General features: G+C 39.6%; 14 protein-coding genes and 2 pseudogenes. 6 read left to right on the top strand and 10 right to left on the bottom strand.

What is annotated here, in order from left to right; all coding sequences use genetic code 11:
• Positions 1 to 149: 149 nt before the first annotated feature.
• The 4 genes from ftsX to FQ204_RS02995 form a co-directional block, all read right to left on the bottom strand.
• Positions 150 to 1,076, bottom strand: coding sequence for a permease-like cell division protein FtsX (ftsX, locus tag FQ204_RS02980; RefSeq protein ID WP_144208446.1), 927 nt, complete (start codon positions 1,074 to 1,076; stop codon positions 150 to 152).
• A complete protein-coding gene (gene ftsE / locus FQ204_RS02985; protein WP_144208449.1) occupies positions 1,069 to 1,761 on the bottom strand; it encodes a cell division ATP-binding protein FtsE in 693 nt (230 codons plus the stop codon). Before ftsE ends, ftsX begins: the two co-directional genes overlap by 8 nt.
• A gap of 72 nt (positions 1,762 to 1,833) precedes the next feature.
• Positions 1,834 to 2,929, bottom strand: a protein-coding gene (gene prfB / locus FQ204_RS02990; RefSeq protein WP_144208452.1) for a peptide chain release factor 2 whose coding sequence is annotated in 2 segments (ribosomal slippage) — positions 1,834 to 2,856 and positions 2,858 to 2,929 — 1,095 coding nt in all. Because the reading frame shifts where the segments join, the coding sequence is not laid out codon by codon here.
• A 207-nt stretch (positions 2,930 to 3,136) separates the two neighbouring features.
• Positions 3,137 to 3,937, bottom strand: a complete 801-nt coding sequence (locus tag FQ204_RS02995) for a Cof-type HAD-IIB family hydrolase (protein WP_144208454.1) — start codon at positions 3,935 to 3,937, stop codon at positions 3,137 to 3,139.
• A gap of 111 nt (positions 3,938 to 4,048) precedes the next feature.
• Between FQ204_RS02995 and FQ204_RS03000 the strand changes: the two are divergent.
• Positions 4,049 to 4,900: pseudogene (locus FQ204_RS03000) on the top strand (metallophosphoesterase).
• Here FQ204_RS03000 and FQ204_RS03005 read toward each other — a convergent pair.
• From FQ204_RS03005 to FQ204_RS03015, 3 genes are all read right to left on the bottom strand, one after another.
• Complete coding sequence (locus FQ204_RS03005) at positions 4,897 to 5,688, bottom strand: DUF2785 domain-containing protein (protein ID WP_144208457.1); 792 nt, start codon at positions 5,686 to 5,688, stop codon at positions 4,897 to 4,899. The pseudogene FQ204_RS03000 and the gene FQ204_RS03005 overlap by 4 nt on opposite strands.
• Positions 5,689 to 5,752: 64 nt before the next feature.
• Positions 5,753 to 8,446, bottom strand: coding sequence for a cation-translocating P-type ATPase (locus FQ204_RS03010; RefSeq protein ID WP_186286685.1), 2,694 nt, complete (start codon positions 8,444 to 8,446; stop codon positions 5,753 to 5,755).
• Between the two features lie 367 nt (positions 8,447 to 8,813).
• On the bottom strand, positions 8,814 to 9,200 hold the full coding sequence (locus FQ204_RS03015; RefSeq protein WP_144208460.1) for a DUF1934 domain-containing protein: 387 nt from the start codon (positions 9,198 to 9,200) through the stop codon (positions 8,814 to 8,816).
• Positions 9,201 to 9,323: 123 nt separating this feature from the next.
• On the opposite strand from FQ204_RS03015, the gene FQ204_RS03020 reads away from it, so the two are divergent.
• The 5 genes from FQ204_RS03020 to FQ204_RS03040 all read left to right on the top strand — a co-directional run bounded on the left by FQ204_RS03020 (position 9,324) and on the right by FQ204_RS03040 (position 14,120).
• Positions 9,324 to 10,643, top strand: a complete 1,320-nt coding sequence (locus FQ204_RS03020) for an HD domain-containing protein (RefSeq protein ID WP_144208463.1) — start codon at positions 9,324 to 9,326, stop codon at positions 10,641 to 10,643.
• Positions 10,633 to 11,442, top strand: a complete 810-nt coding sequence (gene yidA / locus FQ204_RS03025; protein ID WP_144208466.1) for a sugar-phosphatase — start codon at positions 10,633 to 10,635, stop codon at positions 11,440 to 11,442. Before FQ204_RS03020 ends, yidA begins: the two co-directional genes overlap by 11 nt.
• Positions 11,442 to 12,656: an aminoacyltransferase gene (locus FQ204_RS03030; RefSeq protein WP_144208469.1), complete on the top strand. Its 1,215-nt coding sequence runs from the start codon at positions 11,442 to 11,444 to the stop codon at positions 12,654 to 12,656. The genes yidA and FQ204_RS03030 overlap by 1 nt, the downstream gene beginning before the upstream one ends.
• Before the next feature lie 12 nt (positions 12,657 to 12,668).
• Positions 12,669 to 13,907 carry an aminoacyltransferase gene (locus tag FQ204_RS03035; RefSeq protein WP_144208472.1) on the top strand — a complete coding sequence of 413 codons (1,239 nt, stop codon included), beginning with the start codon at positions 12,669 to 12,671 and terminating at the stop codon, positions 13,905 to 13,907.
• 63 nt (positions 13,908 to 13,970) lie between these two features.
• Positions 13,971 to 14,120 (top strand): hypothetical protein, encoded by a 150-nt coding sequence (locus tag FQ204_RS03040; protein WP_260843545.1) that lies wholly within the window; start codon positions 13,971 to 13,973, stop codon positions 14,118 to 14,120.
• Between the two features lie 65 nt (positions 14,121 to 14,185).
• Here FQ204_RS03040 and FQ204_RS03045 read toward each other — a convergent pair whose 3' ends face one another.
• The 3 genes and pseudogenes from FQ204_RS03045 to FQ204_RS03055 all read right to left on the bottom strand — a co-directional run.
• Entirely contained in the window at positions 14,186 to 15,364 is a 1,179-nt protein-coding gene (locus FQ204_RS03045) for a TPM domain-containing protein (protein WP_144208475.1), read from the bottom strand.
• A 17-nt stretch (positions 15,365 to 15,381) separates the two neighbouring features.
• Positions 15,382 to 16,098 (bottom strand): hypothetical protein, encoded by a 717-nt coding sequence (locus FQ204_RS03050; protein WP_144208478.1) that lies wholly within the window; start codon positions 16,096 to 16,098, stop codon positions 15,382 to 15,384.
• A gap of 49 nt (positions 16,099 to 16,147) precedes the next feature.
• Positions 16,148 to 16,969 (bottom strand): annotated as a pseudogene (locus FQ204_RS03055) (SPFH domain-containing protein); the annotation flags it as partial.
• Positions 16,970 to 17,076 lie beyond the last annotated feature (107 nt).

Below are 17,076 nucleotides of genomic sequence, written 5' to 3' on the forward strand. Positions count from 1 at the left end.
ATGGGAGTAGCTCATAGTTTTTCCTCGGGTTCTGTTTGTGTGGTTACTTACAGTTTACACCAATGAAACGCTATGAGTTTTTTTGTTGAACTATATTTTACAATTTATCAATAAAAAAAGCCCTAAACAGGCTTTTTTATTGTTTTCTACTAAATCCTCAAGAATCGTCTCATGGAAAGAACTGATCCAAACGAGCCAATAATGATGCCTACGACGAAGAGGAAGGCAATCATTATTGGAATAAAGGTTTGCGGTACAATCATTGAGAGATTCTGACTGGCAAGTGATGGATTGAAGGATTTATAAGCGACTTCATAAACAAAATAAACTAATCCAGCCGGAATAATCGCTCCGAGCAATCCAATCCAGGCTCCTTCTAATAAGAATGGTCCTCGAATATAACTATTTTTCGCTCCCACCAGACGCATGATTTGAATTTCCCGGCTGCGTGAAATAATCGTAATCCGAATGGTATTTGAAATTAAGAAAACAGCGATAAAGACTAAGAGAAGTACTCCAACAGTTCCCCATGTACGGATAAACTCCGCCAGAGCAAAGATACGTTTTGTATTGGCACCACCGTCTTCAACTTCAGAAACACCTTCAATCTTCTTCGCATTATTTGCGACAGATGTGACGTACCTCGGTTCTGTCGTATCCACAATATAGGCATCATGCAAAGGATTGGCATCTCCTTCAAAGAGCTTCCAATCTTTTCCCATAACTTCCGTCAATTTTTTCAATTGTTCTTCTTTGCTAGAAAATGTGACAGATTTGACATTGGACATTTTATTAAGTGCATCATAAACCTTATGATAGTCCTCATTTTTGACTGTTTGACCTTCTTTTGTGATCGTCTCTTCATTATCTGCCGTATCTGAGCGCATATAGACCATGACCCGCACATTATTTTCAATATCTGTTGCTAGCTTCGCTGTATTTAAAATGACTGACACAAAGATTGCGACTAATCCTAGCGTAATCATCACGGAGCTGACTGCAGCAACTGTCATCCAACCATTTCGCTTTAAACTTTTAAGCGATTCTAGCAGGTGACTAAAAAATCTACTATTCATCGTATCCGTATTCTCCTTTTGCTTCATCACGCACCACACGACCATTTTCGATGGCAATAACGCGGTGACGCAAAGTATTTACAATTTGGCTATTATGAGTGGCCATCAAAACAGTTGTTCCTTGCAGATTGATGCGTTCCAGAAGATTCATGATTTCCCACGAATTATCTGGATCCAAATTCCCTGTCGGTTCATCTGCGATGAGTACTTTTGGATTATTAACAATAGCACGTGCAATTGCAATCCGTTGTTGCTCACCACCTGATAGCTCATTTGGAAAAGAGCGAACTTTATGTTTCAAACCAACCAAATCCAGCACTTCCATAACGCGCTTTTTAATATTCCGACGGCGTTCACCGATAACTTCCATGGCGTAAGCGATATTTTCATAGACCGTCTTTTTAGGTAGCAATTTATAGTCTTGGAAAACGACGCCAACATTACGACGCAACATTGGAATATCACGTTTTTTAATCTTAGCAAGATTAAATCCAGCAACTTGTAAGCTACCTTTATCAAGTTTCACTTCTCGATATAATAAACGAATAAACGTTGATTTCCCTGCCCCAGAAGGTCCTACAATGTAGGTGAACTCTCCTGGCTCTACTTCAATAGACACTCCGCGTAAAGCAGTAGTCCCGTTGTCATATTTTTTGACAACATCTCTCATTTCAATAATTGACATATATTGTAAAGAGTCCTTTCCTTAAATACTCAAGCTGTTAAAATGACATTTTCTGTGATTCAACTCTTATTGTTAGTTTAACCGCCATTTCAAATAGGCATCAATGAACCCATCTAAATCACCATCCATGACTTTATCAACTTGAGCTACTTCATAACTAGTTCGATGATCCTTAACCATAGTGTACGGTGTAAAAACATAGGAGCGGATTTGACTTCCCCAAGAGATTTCTTTTTTATCTCCTTTGAGCGAGTCTACCTCTGCCGCTTTCTTTTCTTGCTCCATTTGGTAGAGCTTAGCTTGAAGCAACTTCATTGCCCGATCACGGTTTCCATATTGTGTACGGTCAACTGTCGATTGTGTCACAATTCCTGTCGGTATGTGCGTCAAACGCACCCCTGTCGAAACTTTGTTGACATTTTGTCCGCCAGCACCGCCTGAACGAAAAGTATCCATCTTGATGTCTTCATCTCGAACTTCAATTTCAATCGTATCATCCAGCTCTGGCATGACTTCTACTGACGTAAAGGAGGTATGTCGACGCTTAGCTGAATCAAACGGAGAAATCCGCACTAATCGATGAACCCCCATTTCAGACTTCAATAAACCATAAGCATGAGGACCTTCAAAAGACAAGGTAACAGACTTAATTCCCGCTTCATCTCCCGCTTGATAGTCCAATACTTCGACCTTGAAACCATGAGCGTTGCCAAAGCGTGTATACATACGAAGCAACATGTCTCCCCAGTCCTGAGCCTCTGTTCCTCCTGAACCTGGGTGAATTTCAAGGATAGCATTGTTGTTATCATAAAGTTCTGATAAAAGCAACGTCATCTCATAACTTGCCATCATCTTGTCCAGTTCAACTAGCTTTTCTTCTAGTTCTTCTTGCACAGATGTATCTTCAGCCAAGAAATCCAGCAAAATTTCCAGTTCATCAAATAAATCAGTCATTTGCTGAAAATTATTATAGGTTTGTTTGAGTTCGTTTAACTCCTGAGATATCTTTTGTGCCGCAATATTATCGTCCCAAAAATCAGGCTCTGTCATCTTGTTTTCCAAGATAGCAATTTCTTCTTCCAGACCGTCTAAGTCAAAGAGACCCCCTGAAAGAAGCTAATTTTTCACGATTTGCGTCAATTTTTTGACGAATTTCTGAAATATCCATACTTACCTCTTTTCACATATCATTTTATTATATCACAAATCAGTATTTTTTCCTAATTTCTGACAAAATCCAATAATAGTTATTGTATAAAATTTCTAAGTCCTTATCAAGAAATTTCGTTCTTTGTTACACGATTGTTAGATAAGTTGCTGTCTGAAGAAAAATATTAAGGGGATAGATATACCAAAACGATATGTATGTAATGAGTTATTTTGCAATCTCTTGTTCAAGGACTGCTAAAACACCTGATTCTTGATTGCTTGGTGCTTGATACTTTGCTGCTCTCTTTACTATTTCAGAGCCGTTTTTCATCGCATAGCTGTGTCCTACATAAGCTAGCATTTCTAGGTCATTTCCACCGTCTCCAAAAGCCATCATCTCCTGCGGCGCAATGCCAAAATGCTGACTAAGGAATTCAAGAGCAGAGCCTTTATGAACTCCTCTTTGGATAATATCAATTGAACCATGTCCGCTTGAAACTGCCTGAACAAGTTGACCAGTAGCTTGATTCAACTTTTCAAGGAGTTGGTTTGTTTTTTCTTCTGGCACCAATAAGGCTAATTTGACAAAATCATCTTCTGGCAAATCCTGAAAATTAGAAATTTCCTTCAAAGCATGGTAATAAATTGTAATTTCTTCTTTGTACTGTTTGGGTGCTGACTGAAGCAAATAAGCAAAATGAAGTCTATAAAGAGTTGTCCCATTTTCTAATCCTTCTGACACAAGCACATCTAAAACTTTTTCAATCTCTATTCTAGCGATTTTTTCTTCTCGTAATAGCTTCTCTCCTTCAAAAATTAGTGCTCCATTTTCTGAAACAATTATCAATTCAGACTGATGTTCCGGAAAAAACGAAACCAGCTGGGCATATTGATTGCCTGAAATGACGACCACTTTAATATCTTTATCTTGCAAGGTTCGATAAATTTTCTCGAAGTGCTCCACATCATAGGTATTGTCTGAGCGCAGAAATGTACCATCCATATCAAATGCCACCAATTTAATCATCTTTTATCCTCCTCTTTACCTCCATTTTACACTAAAAAACTTAAAATCCCCATGATTTTTGACGAAAAATTTATTTCTTTCATTTTACCTCAAATATGCTACACTAGAAACATGACAAATTTAGCATTTATGAGCGATCTTCATTTAGATTCAAACCAATTTACTAATGAAGAAATCACTATTTTAATGGAACTATTAGCAGCAAGAAAGGTTGATCATATTCATTTCGCAGGGGATCTGTCTAATGATTTTGAGCACATTAGTTTGCCTTTTTTACAAAAGCTCAAAAAATCCTTCTCCGTTTCTTACAATTTAGGCAATCATGATATGCTAGGAATGACAGAAGACGACATTCAACAGTACGATTTCAACATACAATCATTTGGGCAGACTCAGTTAATTAGCCTAACAGGCTGGTATGACTATGGATTTGTTCCTGAAAAAACACTTGAAGAACACAAACGGACCAAGCAATTTTTCTGGTTTGATAGGCGATTGAACCGCGACACAGATGATCCTGCGCTTACGCAGCATAGCTTGGAACAACTTGAAAAAATTTTAGCTTCTCTGAATGGCCCTATTATCCTAGCTATGCACTTTGTTCCTCACAAAGATTTTCTTTACAATCACCCTTATTTTCAGCGCTTTAATGCTTTTCTGGGCAGTCAAGCCTTTCATAATCTCTTTGTCAAATATGGTGTGAAAGATGTTATCTTTGGTCATCTTCACCACCGCCACTCCGCTCGAATGATTGACGGTGTCTGCTATCATACAAGACCTCTCGGTTACATCCGCGAATGGCAGTTGACTCAGCAATTTTTTGAAGATTATCCTCAATAACCTCAAATGTACCGTCTCCACAAACGCTATAATGCAGTAAAAGACTTATCTCTTTTCCAATCATATAAGAAAAAGCACCTCCGAAAAGAACTAGAAGATGCCCTTATCATTTTTGATATTTAGTACGAAAACAACTGAATAGCTTCTCTTAGCTCGTCTGAGAGAGCTTTTTCTTTGTCTAACTGAAGATAAACTTCTAACAAGCACGAACGAGCATTAGAAAATTGCAAAAAGTCTGTTGAGTTTTCTAGTGGAAAGTCAAGTGAAGTTAACCAAGCTACAACTCTGGTTTGTGAGAGTCTATCATTTAAAACAGCCTGACAGATGACTCGTGCCAAACGCCAGTCCTCATCACTGATAAAACGCCAATTCACTCTTTTAAAAATCTTTTCTAATACTTGTAGAACTTCATTTACTCGTGTTATAGGAAAATCTGGGTGACAAATAATCTCAACTAAAAGATCTGCACCATGAGCAAAGGCATGCACCCAACCATATTCTTCAGAATAACCAGTCCTATCATTTTCATACAGCAAATAAGACATCCCTTGTTCAAATAGAGTCATTCTTTGCTGACTAGAAAGTCTTTTAAAATAAAGTGAATTTTTCTTAGCATCCGCATTTAGCAAATTAGCTAATAATAAAGCCGTAAAAGATCGAGTCAGAGTAGCTTGACCAACTTCTTCTTTTTTATACAAAAGCTCCTGTCGTTTAAGAGCTTCAACCACTACAAAATCAAACTGGTCCTTTGTAAATAGTTGTTCTTGTACGGCTCTGCCTAGAGAAACAAAAATTAACTCATCTCGTATTTTATAATCAGGATGACCGATATGATCTAACATCCATCTGATTTCATCTTGTTGATAAATCGGCGCATTCTTTGCCAATTTTTCTTTTAGTATTTTTTCCATAACTTTCCTTTTCAATTATATTTTAGATTACTAGAAAAAGTCATCCGAAGATGACTTTTCTGTCTTAAATGGCATTTTTATCCATGCCTAATTTACGTTGAATAAATTTGACAATTTCTACAATGATAATCATGGAGAAACTTCCAATGAGAACTGCTGTCCACTGTGAAAGATCCAGTTTTGTTACATGGAAAATTCCTTCTAGTGGCTCAACCAAAATGGTAGAAGCCAACAAGATAAAGGAGACCAAGATAGACCAGTTGAAAGTTTTAGACTTGAATGGTCCAACTGTTAGAAGTGATTGATAAACAGATTTTACATTAAAAGCATGGAAAAGCTGGATTAGTCCAAGCGTTGCAAAGGACATGGTCAATGCATCTGCGTGAATGGCTCTCATGTCACCAACATGAACTGGATTCATCAAAGCATAAGCATAAACACCAAGTACCAAAGCACCTTGCAAGAAGCCTTGATAAATAATCGAACTCATGACACCACCTGAGAAAAAGCTAGACTTGCGACCACGTGGTTTATGAGTCATCACACCCGGCTCAGCAGGTTCAACCCCCAGAGCAATGGCAGGGAAAGTATCTGTCACTAAGTTAATCCAAAGCAGATGAACTGGCTGCAGTACATCCCAGCCAAAAAGAGTTGCTAAGAAAATGGTCAAGACTTCTGCTGTATTGGCTGAAAGTAAATATTGAATGGTCTTCTGAATGTTAGAGAAGACTTTACGTCCTTCCTCAACAGCCACGATAATCGTTGCAAAGTTATCATCAGCCAAAATCATATCAGAAGCACCTTTTGACACTTCTGTACCTGTAATTCCCATTCCGATACCGATGTCGGCTGTCTTCAAGGCTGGTGCATCATTCACACCATCACCTGTCATAGCAACAACCTTACCCTGATGTTGCCAAGCTTTGACAATCCGCACCTTATGCTCAGGAGATACACGCGCATAGACAGAATATTGACCAACAACTTTTTCAAACTCTTCGTCTGATAATTCGTTAAGCTCAGCACCAGTCATGACATGGTCTTTACTATCATCATTGATAATACCTAGACGCTTAGCAATCGCTTCCGCTGTGTCTTGGTGGTCACCTGTAATCATAATTGGACGAATACCTGCTTCTTTCGCCACTCGAACAGCTTCAGCAGCTTCTGGTCGCTCAGGGTCAATCATTCCAATCATACCTGTGAAAATTAAATCATTTTCAAGATTTTCAGACGTTAAGTTTTCTGGAATTTCATCAATAATTTTGTAGGCACCAGCTAACACACGCAGAGCCTGATGAGCCATACCTGAGTTATTATCCTTGATTAACTGGGTCGTTGCCTCATCAATCGGTGCAATATCGCCTGCCTTGTCACGAGCCACACAACGTTTTAAGAGTTGATCTGGCGCACCTTTTACAGCCACCAAAAATTTACCGTCTGGCAAAGGATGAATGGTTGACATGAGCTTACGATCAGAATCAAATGGCAATTCTGCCACACGAGGATATTTCTCTAAGAAAGCTTTAACATCATACCCTTTATCAAGTGCATACTGAACAAAGGCTGTTTCTGTTGGGTCACCAATGAGTTTCCCGTCTTGGTCAATTTTAGTATCGTTAGCAAGTACAACGGAACGTAGCAACGGCAAGTCGAGTTCAAGGTCAATATCTTGTTTTGCTTCATGCAAACTGCCGTCATAAAAGACTTTTTCAACCGTCATCTTGTTCATGGTCAAGGTACCGGTCTTATCAGAAGCAATAATTTCAGTCGAGCCAAGCGTCTCAACTGCAGGAAGCTTTCTAACAATGGAATTTCTCTTCGCCAAAACTTGTGTACCGAGTGCCAAGACAATGGTCACAATAGCAGGAAGTCCTTCTGGAATCGCTGCTACAGCAAGTGCGACTGATGTCATCAATTCGCCCAGTGGGTCTTTTCCTTGAATAAATACACCGACCACAAAGGTGATTGCTGCAATGATTAAAATCGCATAGGTCAGGACTTTTGAAAGACCATTTAGATTTTGCTTGAGTGGGGTATCTGTTTCATCAGCATTTTGGAGCATACCAGCAATATGACCGACTTCTGTAAACATACCTGTATTGACAACGACACCCATTCCACGTCCATACGTAACGTTTGAATTTTGGAAAGCCATATTGATACGGTCGCCAATACCTGCATCAGCAGCTACATCAACAGTCAGATGTTTTTCAACTGGAACGGATTCGCCAGTCAGAGCCGCTTCTTCAATTTTTAAAGAATTTGCCTCTAAAAGACGCATGTCAGCAGGCACCACATCACCTGCTTCCAGCATAACGATATCGCCAGGAACTAGCTCTTTTGAGTCTACTTCCGTCACATGCCCGTCACGCAGCACACGCGCAGCAGGACTAGACATAGATTTGAGCGCTTCAATCGCTTCTTCTGCCTTTCCTTCTTGGTAAACTCCAAAAATAGCGTTAATGATGACAACAGCTAAAATAATAATGGAATCCGCAATATCTTCACCACCTGAAGTCACAACCGAAAGAATAGCCGCAATCAGCAAAATAAGAATCATTAAATCCTTAAATTGCTCAATAAATTTCATCAGAAGAGATTTTTTCTCTCCCTCATCCAGTTCATTACGCCCATATTCACCTAAACGTTTAGCGGCTTCATTGCTTGATAAACCTTGCTCAGAAGTTTCCAAATCCTTTAAAACTTCCTCCGAACCTTGCGTATAAAACGCTTGGCGTTTTTGTTCTTTTGACAAACTATTTCCTCCTTTGGTCTCTTTTTGACAAACAAAAAGAGACCTGTTTATTGCAACAAGTCTCGCTGTTTCATACAAGGCCGGAAATTGCTTTCGTATTGACGACCTTGTAACGGATATCCCGCTAGCTACTCCCTTGAGTGTTTTTATTATATCAAATTCTTCAATTTTTTCAAGCAAAAAAAGTTCAATTTCTATCTATTTTACCGAACAGATAGCAAGACACAATAAATAAAATAACCGCTATGACGATTGTCCCTGCTAGATCAAAGAATATATTAAGTCTCGTCAGAAAAAACCAAATAAATCTGCTGATAATGAAAATAGCTGCTATCACTAAACTAGGACGGATTCTTTTCATATCTTTCTATCTCCACGAAATTTTCATTTGATAGTCCGCAAAAGTTCGCTCGCCGTCAGGCGTTCTCAATTGATAATGAAGTTTAATTATCTGCTTTTTCAAATCAACTTGGTAATGGCTTGTTTTCGTGATAAATTGCTGCATGCCGACTGGTGTGGGAATGCCAATCAAAGCTTCTCCTCCTTTGATAAATCGCATCAAAGATTTAGGAGTAGAGAAGCGTGTCATGACTAGTTCTTCATCATGAAACTTCAAAACAACATTTTCACTCTCTTCGTTTTCAAAACGCAAGTAATGATAAGCGCCTTTTTGTTGCCACTCACCGTCATAGATTTGATCGATTTGTTCCACTTGCTCATCAAACTGAATCTGATTCTTGATTCTAATCTTCACACTACAAGCTCCTCATCTACTGATTTTCTTTTTCTATTTTATCAGAAAATCTCAAAGATTTCTTCCTTTCTTTCCTTTAATTTTTTCAGTGTGGTCTTCTTTTGTTTATGGTATAATAGAGCCATGATTGAAAAAGTATTTCGTGATCCTGTACACAATTACATTCATGTGGATCACCAAGTCATCTATGATTTAATAAACACGAAAGAATTTCAACGACTGCGCCGCATTAAACAGTTAGGAACTTCCGGCTATACCTTTCACGGAGGCGAGCACAGCCGTTTTTCGCATTGCCTTGGAGCTTATGAGATTTCACGGCGGATCACAAAGATATTTGACGAAAAATATCCAGAGGTTTGGGATCGACACGAAAGTCTCTTAGTCATGGCAACAGCCCTCTTGCACGATGTCGGTCACGGCGCTTATTCGCATACTTTTGAGCGTCTCTTTGATACCGACCACGAGGAAATTACACGCCAGATTATCACGAATCCTGAAACAGAGATTAACCAAGTGCTGGTTCAAGTTTCGCCTGATTTTCCGGAAAAAGTAGCCAGCGTTATCCATCACACCTATCCAAACAAACAGGTGGTGCAACTCATCTCCAGTCAGATTGATGTCGACCGCATGGACTATCTCTTGCGAGACTCCTACTACACAGGTGCTTCTTATGGACAATTTGATTTGACACGGATTTTGCGCGTTATCTGTCCTGTTGAAAATGGCATTGCTTTCAAACGCAACGGCATGCATGCTGTGGAAGATTATGTCGTCAGTCGCTACCAGATGTATATGCAGGTTTATTTTCATCCTGCCAGTCGTGCTATGGAGGTGCTGTTACAGAATTTGCTCAAGCGGGCAAAATTTCTCTACGAAAAGCAGAAAGACTATTTTGCACTCTCCTCTCCCAATCTCATTCCTTTCTTTGAAAAGCGAGTAACCTTGAAAGATTATTTAGCACTTGATGATGGTGTGATGAACACTTATTTCCAAGTTTGGATGAGCAGTCCTGATACGATTTTATCTGATTTAGCACAGCGTTTCATCAACCGCAAAGTCTTTAAATCCATTATTTTTTCAAAGGAAAATGAGAAATACCTGGATGTCATGCGGAGTTTAGTTGCAGAAGTTGGCTTTGACCCTGATTACTACACTGCCATTCATCGTAATTTTGACTTACCTTATGATTTTTACCGTCCAGATGTCGAAAAGCCCAGAACCCAGATTGAAATCATTCAAAAAGATAGCAGTCTCGCTGAATTATCCACTTTGTCGCCCATTGTTGAATCGTTAGCAGGCACAAGACATGGAGACAATCGTTTCTATTTCCCAAAAGAGATGCTGAAAGAAGCTGGACTTTTTAGCGAAAATAGTAAAACTTTCTTGTCGTACATCAAAAACGACCAATTTATATATGGAGAAGCACACGAACATGAGTATTAAACTAGTTGCCGTTGATATTGACGGAACCTTATTAAACACCAAAAGAGAAGTCACACCAGAAGTTTTTGCTGCTGTACAAGATGCCAAAGCTACTGGAGTAAAGATTGTCATTGCAACCGGACGCCCCATTCCAGGAGTGAGAAAGTTGCTCGAAGAATTACATCTAAATGAGCCAGGTAATTATGTCATTACCTTCAATGGCGGGCTGGTTCAAGATACAGTCACAGGGGAGGAATATATCAAAGAACCTTTGTCCTATGAAAATTATCTGGATATCGAATGCCTCAGCCATAAGCTAGGGGTTCACATGCACGCTATCACTAAAGATGGTATTTATACTGCTAACCGTAACATTGGAAAATATACCGTTTACGAAGCTGGATTGGTTAATATGCCAGTCTACTACCGCACTCCAGAAGAAATGGTAGATAAAGAAATCGTCAAAATCATGTATATTGATGAACCAGAAATTTTGGATCAAGCAATCGCCAAACTTCCAAAAGAATTGTACGATAAGTATACACTCGTAAAATCTGCACCTTTTTACTTAGAAATTGTCAAAAAAACTGTCAACAAAGGTGCTGCAGTCGTGCATCTAGCGGAAAAATTAGGATTGACAAAAGAGGAGACTATGGCCATCGGGGACGAAGAAAACGACCGTGCAATGCTAGAAGTCGTGGGAAATCCTGTTGTAATGGAAAATGGAACTGATGAATTGAAGAAAATCGCCAAATATATCACCAAATCAAACGACGAATCCGGTGTTGCATACGCTATTAGAGAGTGGGTTTTAAACTAATGTACACTTATAAAATCGGAATATCTGCTCAAGAACACGATGATTTTGTTAAGAAAAGTTCTCAAACCAATTTGCTTCAAAGCGCTTCTTGGGCAAAGGTCAAAGATAATTGGGACAATGAACGAATTGGTTTTTACAAAAATGACCAATTAGTGGCCTCAGCCAGCATTCTCATCAAGCCTTTGCCGCTCGGCATGACCATGCTTTATATTCCTCGCGGTCCTATTATGGATTATCAAAATCAGGAATTACTGCAATTTATCCTGACTTCCTTGAAAAAATTCGCTAAAACTAAAAAAGCTCTTTTTATCAAGTTTGATCCGAGTCTTTTCCTCGTGCAAGCCCAAATCGGAGAAGACAGAAAAGAACAGCAGGAAACGCTTGACTTGATTCAAAATCTCCAGAAAGCGGGTGCTATTTGGGTAGGGCGGACAGAATCATTAGACGAAACGATTCAGCCGCGTTTTCAAGCAAATATTTATAAGGAAAATTTCAGCGAAGAACTTTTATCGAAGAGCACACGTCAAGCCATTCGCACCGCACGCAACAAAGGCATTCAAGTCCAGTTTGGCGGCGCAGAGCTTTTGGACGATTTCTCTGCTTTGATGAAAAAAACAGAAAATCGGAAAAGCATTCATTTGCGGGGTAAGGATTACTATCAAAAACTGCTGGATACTTACCCAGAGCATTCCTATATCACACTTGCAAGCATTGACCTAAACGAGCGTCTGGAAAGTCTTCAAACTCAAAAAGCCAAGGCTGAAAAAGAAGCTGGCAAGTTCACTGAAAAAACCAAGCCTGGTAAAATTGAAAACAATAAGCAAGAACAAAAACGGCTGCAAGAAGAAATAGATTTCTTGATAGGAAAAATTGCTCAAGGTGCAACAACCGTGCCTTTATCTGGAACCTTGGTTCTCGAATATGGAGCTACCTCTGAAAATATCTATGCAGGAATGGATGAAGAATACCGTCGCTATCAGCCAGCCCTCCTCACCTGGTATGAAACCGCCAAGCACGCCTTTGATCGTGGAGCAAACTGGCAAAATATGGGCGGTATTGAAAATAATCTAGACGGCGGACTTTATCACTTTAAGTCCAAGTTCAATCCAACTATTGAAGAATTTGTCGGCGAGTTTAACTTGCCAACCAATCCACTCTATCATCTCTCTAACCTTGCTTATACTTTGAGAAAGAAATTCCGCAGTAAACACTAAGAAAGGAATCGTATGACATTCAAACGACTTAGTCAGGAAGAATTTGTAAACCATAGCGCTTCTTGTGCTCAACGTTCTTTCATGCAAACAGTAGAAATGGAAAAGCTCTTAGCAAAACGCGGTTTTACTTGCCAATATGTTGGTCACACAAATGAACACGGTGAATTAACCGTTTCAGCTGTGCTCTACAGTATGCCCATGACAGGCGGACTTCACATGGAAATCAATTGCGGTCCTGTTTCAACAAATCCTCACGACCTGCAACACTTTTACCGTGAACTCAAGACCTACGTCAAAGAAAATGGTGCTTTAGAGCTAATTGTCAAACCTTATGAAACTTATCAAACATTTGACAGCAATGGACAGCCTACTTCACCAGAAAAAACAGAATTGATAGAAGAATTGACAGACTTAGGTTATGAATTTGATGGCTTGCAGACAGGTTATCCAGGTGGCGAGCCTGATTGGCACTATGTCAAAGATTTGACCAGACTGACCGAAAAAGATCTGCTCAAATCCTTCAGCAAAAATGGCAAATCGACTGTAAAAAAAGCCAATACTTTCGGCATTCAATTAAAAAAGCTGAAACGAGACGAATTAAATATTTTCAAGGAAATCACTTCTGCCACCTCCGAGCGGCGTGAATATAGTGACAAATCTTTAGATTACTACCAAGATTTCTATGATGCTTTTGGCAATCAAGCAGACTTTATGATTGCAACACTCAATTTTCAAGATTATTTGCAACATCTGCAACATGATCAAGAGAAACTCAAACAAAAAATTCAAAAATTAAAAGCAGATTTAGAAAAAAATCCTCAGTCAGAGAAAAAACACAATCAACTGCGTGAATTCTCTAGCCAATTTGATAGTTTTGAAACACGCAAAGCCGAAGCACAAGAATTGATAGATAAATATGGAACAGAAGACCAAGTCCTTGCTGGTAGCCTCTTCCTCTATACACCACAAGAAGCGACCTACCTCTTTAGTGGTTCCTATCCTGAATTTAACAAATTTTATGCCCCAGCGCTTCTTCAAGAATATGTCATGACAGAAGCTATTAAGCGAAATATTCCTTTTTACAATTTTCTTGGTATTACAGGAATTTTCAACGGTTCAGACGGTGTGCTCCGTTTCAAGCAAAATTTCAATGGCTACATCGTTCGCAAAATGGGCACCTTCCGCTATTATCCACAGCCATTAAAATTTAAAATTCTCAGTTTGATTAAAAAACTGCTACGGCGCTCTTAAAAACTCTCAAACAGCTTTTTGAGAGTTTTTAAATATTTGTATTTTATATAGGACTTATCAGATATGCTGAAACGATTTATTTCAAAAAAATTACTGACGATTTACTTTCTGTTTATCGTGCTGACATGGATTGAGTCGGTTTTAAACCCAACGCTCGTTCGGATGATTATTGATAGTTTTCAAACGAAAAATTTAAAATTCGCCCCGTTGTAAAATAAAGTGTAATAAAAAGGCCAGTATAAATATCCTGACCTTTTTTAACTTCCACTATTATCCATCTAAAAACTTCCACCACTGCCTCCGTGGCTTTCGCCTGATGAGGATGTATGTGTGCTACTACCCCCAGAATCACTGGAGCTGCTAAGCTCTGGTTTTGCTTTCTTATCTACATTTGAGTAGAGGAAGAATTCTTGAGCATTGGTAATATGGAGGCTGTTTTTCTTGATGTAATCAACGGCTCCAGTTTGATGATAGACAGATTTGAGCTGACCTTTCATTCCTGTTACGATGAGAAAGGCGAGTCCAAATCCGATAGCCAATGCTCCGGGAATCCAGTACCAACTTAAAGGCTCCTTAGGGAGATTTTTTACATCATAAGGCTGTCCTTTTCGTGCTTGAGTGAGGAAATCATCACACTGCTCAGCATAGGTTGTAAAAGCAGCATTGTAGTCACCATCTTTTAAATCAGGTAAGAACTGCTTTGACAGGTAGTCTAAGCCAGCATCGGTAAAAGCAGTGATGCCATAGCCCGTCGTTGAAATATGCCACTTTCGATCTGCCATACTGACTAAGAAAAGCACCCCATCATGGTTTTTTCCTTGACCGTAGCCATGGTAGTCGAAGTAGTCATCTGCGAAGTCTTGGGCGCTCTTTCCTTCCAAGCTCTTAACGGTCACGACAACGACATCGCATTTTTGGCGTTTGCTAATATCTTTGAGCTTTGCTAACAGAGCTTTTTCTTGCTTTGGCTTCAGCAAGTCAGCCTCATCTACCAGTAATGGATTGGTCGATCCATTGAGTAATTCGACCACCTTATTGAGATAATACCGAACACCACTATAGTTGTTTTCCCCGCTATCAAAAGCTTTCCAAAGTATGTCATCACTCTTTGCACCTAGCTTTTCTTTAGCGTTTCCGGCATAATACACTATCCATTCGCCTTTTTCTTTATCAACGGCAAGGAGAATCCCATCAGCTGTACCTGCCGATTCTTGATAAATCTTTTCAGCATAGGCTAAAATACCATCTTCACCTGTTGATTTTGCTGCCAAAAAGTAAACCTTAAAATGATATTTTTCATCAATAGTTTGAGCCGTTTTGTTAATTTCTGTTATTTCCTTGCTTGAAAAGGCTGAGACTTCATCACGAATATAGCTGGTTTCTTCTGCACAGACGGTTCCAATCATGAGAAAGGAGAGAAGAAGAGTTGTCAGTAACGTTATGAATTTCTTCAACATAATCTCATCCTCCCTTCTTACAGTATGTGGATCAGCCATACAGCCGCATAACTGACTATACTTGCCACCACGCCCAGTCCGATTAGCCAACGTCTATAAGCTTGCTTGTCTAATGGCAGGTCACCGACAAACTTACCAGTCTGACCATTCATAGCAAAGACAAATTTTTTGCCCTTCCAAGTCGTATTTAAGAGCCAAACTGGATAGAGAACATACTTAGTTGAACCATTTATCAAGCGAATATTCGAAGATTCCGGGGTAACGGTAGAAAACCCAGTAACTGTATCTTCAAAGGCATCCTCCGTGCTTTGCTTCACACGACGGTTAGCATGCGAAATACTATCCTCAGAGCTGACATCGTATTTATCTGCTAAGTATCCTGCTAGATAAGCTGTCTGAAAATCAACAGCAAAGCGTCCCATCATGACGACAGGATTATCGCAGAATGGACACGAAGTGGCTGCTGTTGACTCGTCGGCAACAATTTCACCACCACAAGAGTTACAGACATAAACTGACAGCTGATCAATCTCGCCCGTATCCCATTCACCACCTGCTTGCGTACTCCAGGTCATATTTTCATCAGTCTGTGTTTTTAATTGTTCATCCAATTCCTTCAAACTTGACATATCCAATTCAGAATCACAATAAGGACACTTCATTTTCTGGATTGAACTATTAAATTCAAGATCAGCGCCACAATTTGGACATTTATATTCTTGTAAATCAGCCATGATGACCTCCTTTCTACTGTCATCGATCTATGAGATAGTTAGAAAAGTTTTAAACAAGGTCATTTTCATCAAAAACATTACCACATTCAGGGCAGAATTTAGGTGGATTATAAGCATCTTCTGGTTGCCAGCCACAATTGCTGCAACGGTATTGACGTTGGGGTTCTGGCTTAGGTTTTCCACAATTTGAGCAGAATTTACCTTTATTTACAGCGCCGCAAGTACAAGTCCAGCTGTCGTCAACCGGTTTTGGCGAACCGCATTCTGGGCAGAACTTGCCGGATGCTTCATGCCCATTTGGACAAGTCCATTTATCCGCAGTAGGTTGGGTTTGAGAGGTTGCACTCGCTGTTTGCGTTTGCTGACTAGCAGCCTGCTCTTGTCCCAACGCAAAAAGATTTTGAGCATTCATACCGCCTGCGCCCGCTGCCATTCCTACTCCCATAAAGCCAGTCATCGCACCGCCTGGATTTTCAGCCGCTGCTTTCATAGCATCTGCCTGTGCACCGACTAAGGTAGCCGCTGCCATGGTTGGGTCCTTCATAATAGCCACACGTTGAGCCTGCTTAATCATTTCAGCATCTTCGTCTGGAAGAGTTACTGAGCCAAGAGCTACACTAATGACTTTCAAACCACGAAGCTCGCCCCATTTGCTAGAGAGTGCTTCATTCATAGCATTTTCAAGTTCTGTATTGTGGCTAACGATTTGATTTGGCCGCAATTCTAAATCAGATAATGCAGCGAAAGCTGGTTGGAGGGCACTGATAAATTCGGTTTTTAGCTGTGATTCTAATTCTTCACGTAAATATTCTTTTTCGACATTGCCACAGACATTGGTATAGAAAAGAAGTGGGTCTGCAATCTTATAAGATAAATTGTAAAATATAGTTCAACAAAAAATCTCATAGCGTTTCATTGGTGTAAACTGTAAGTAACCACACAAACAGAACCCGAGGAAAAACTATGAGCTACTCCCAT

It is taken from the genome of Streptococcus constellatus (assembly GCF_902167705.1).
GTDB classification, from domain to species: domain Bacteria; phylum Bacillota; class Bacilli; order Lactobacillales; family Streptococcaceae; genus Streptococcus; species Streptococcus constellatus_A.

Bases quoted from the DNA above. Each gene is read 5' to 3' on its own strand.
- ftsX (WP_144208446.1), bottom strand. From the start codon at position 1,076: ATGAATAGTAGATTTTTTAGTCACCTGCTAGAATCGCTTAAAAGTTTA.
- ftsE (WP_144208449.1), bottom strand. From the start codon at position 1,761: ATGTCAATTATTGAAATGAGAGATGTTGTCAAAAAATATGACAACGGG.
- FQ204_RS02995 (WP_144208454.1), bottom strand. From the start codon at position 3,937: ATGATTAAATTGGTGGCATTTGATATGGATGGTACATTTCTGCGCTCA.
- FQ204_RS03005 (WP_144208457.1), bottom strand. From the start codon at position 5,688: ATGGAAAAAATACTAAAAGAAAAATTGGCAAAGAATGCGCCGATTTAT.
- FQ204_RS03020 (WP_144208463.1), top strand. From the start codon at position 9,324: ATGATTGAAAAAGTATTTCGTGATCCTGTACACAATTACATTCATGTG.
- yidA (WP_144208466.1), top strand. From the start codon at position 10,633: ATGAGTATTAAACTAGTTGCCGTTGATATTGACGGAACCTTATTAAAC.
- FQ204_RS03030 (WP_144208469.1), top strand. From the start codon at position 11,442: ATGTACACTTATAAAATCGGAATATCTGCTCAAGAACACGATGATTTT.
- FQ204_RS03035 (WP_144208472.1), top strand. From the start codon at position 12,669: ATGACATTCAAACGACTTAGTCAGGAAGAATTTGTAAACCATAGCGCT.
- FQ204_RS03040 (WP_260843545.1), top strand. From the start codon at position 13,971: ATGCTGAAACGATTTATTTCAAAAAAATTACTGACGATTTACTTTCTG.
- FQ204_RS03045 (WP_144208475.1), bottom strand. From the start codon at position 15,364: ATGTTGAAGAAATTCATAACGTTACTGACAACTCTTCTTCTCTCCTTT.
- FQ204_RS03050 (WP_144208478.1), bottom strand. From the start codon at position 16,098: ATGGCTGATTTACAAGAATATAAATGTCCAAATTGTGGCGCTGATCTT.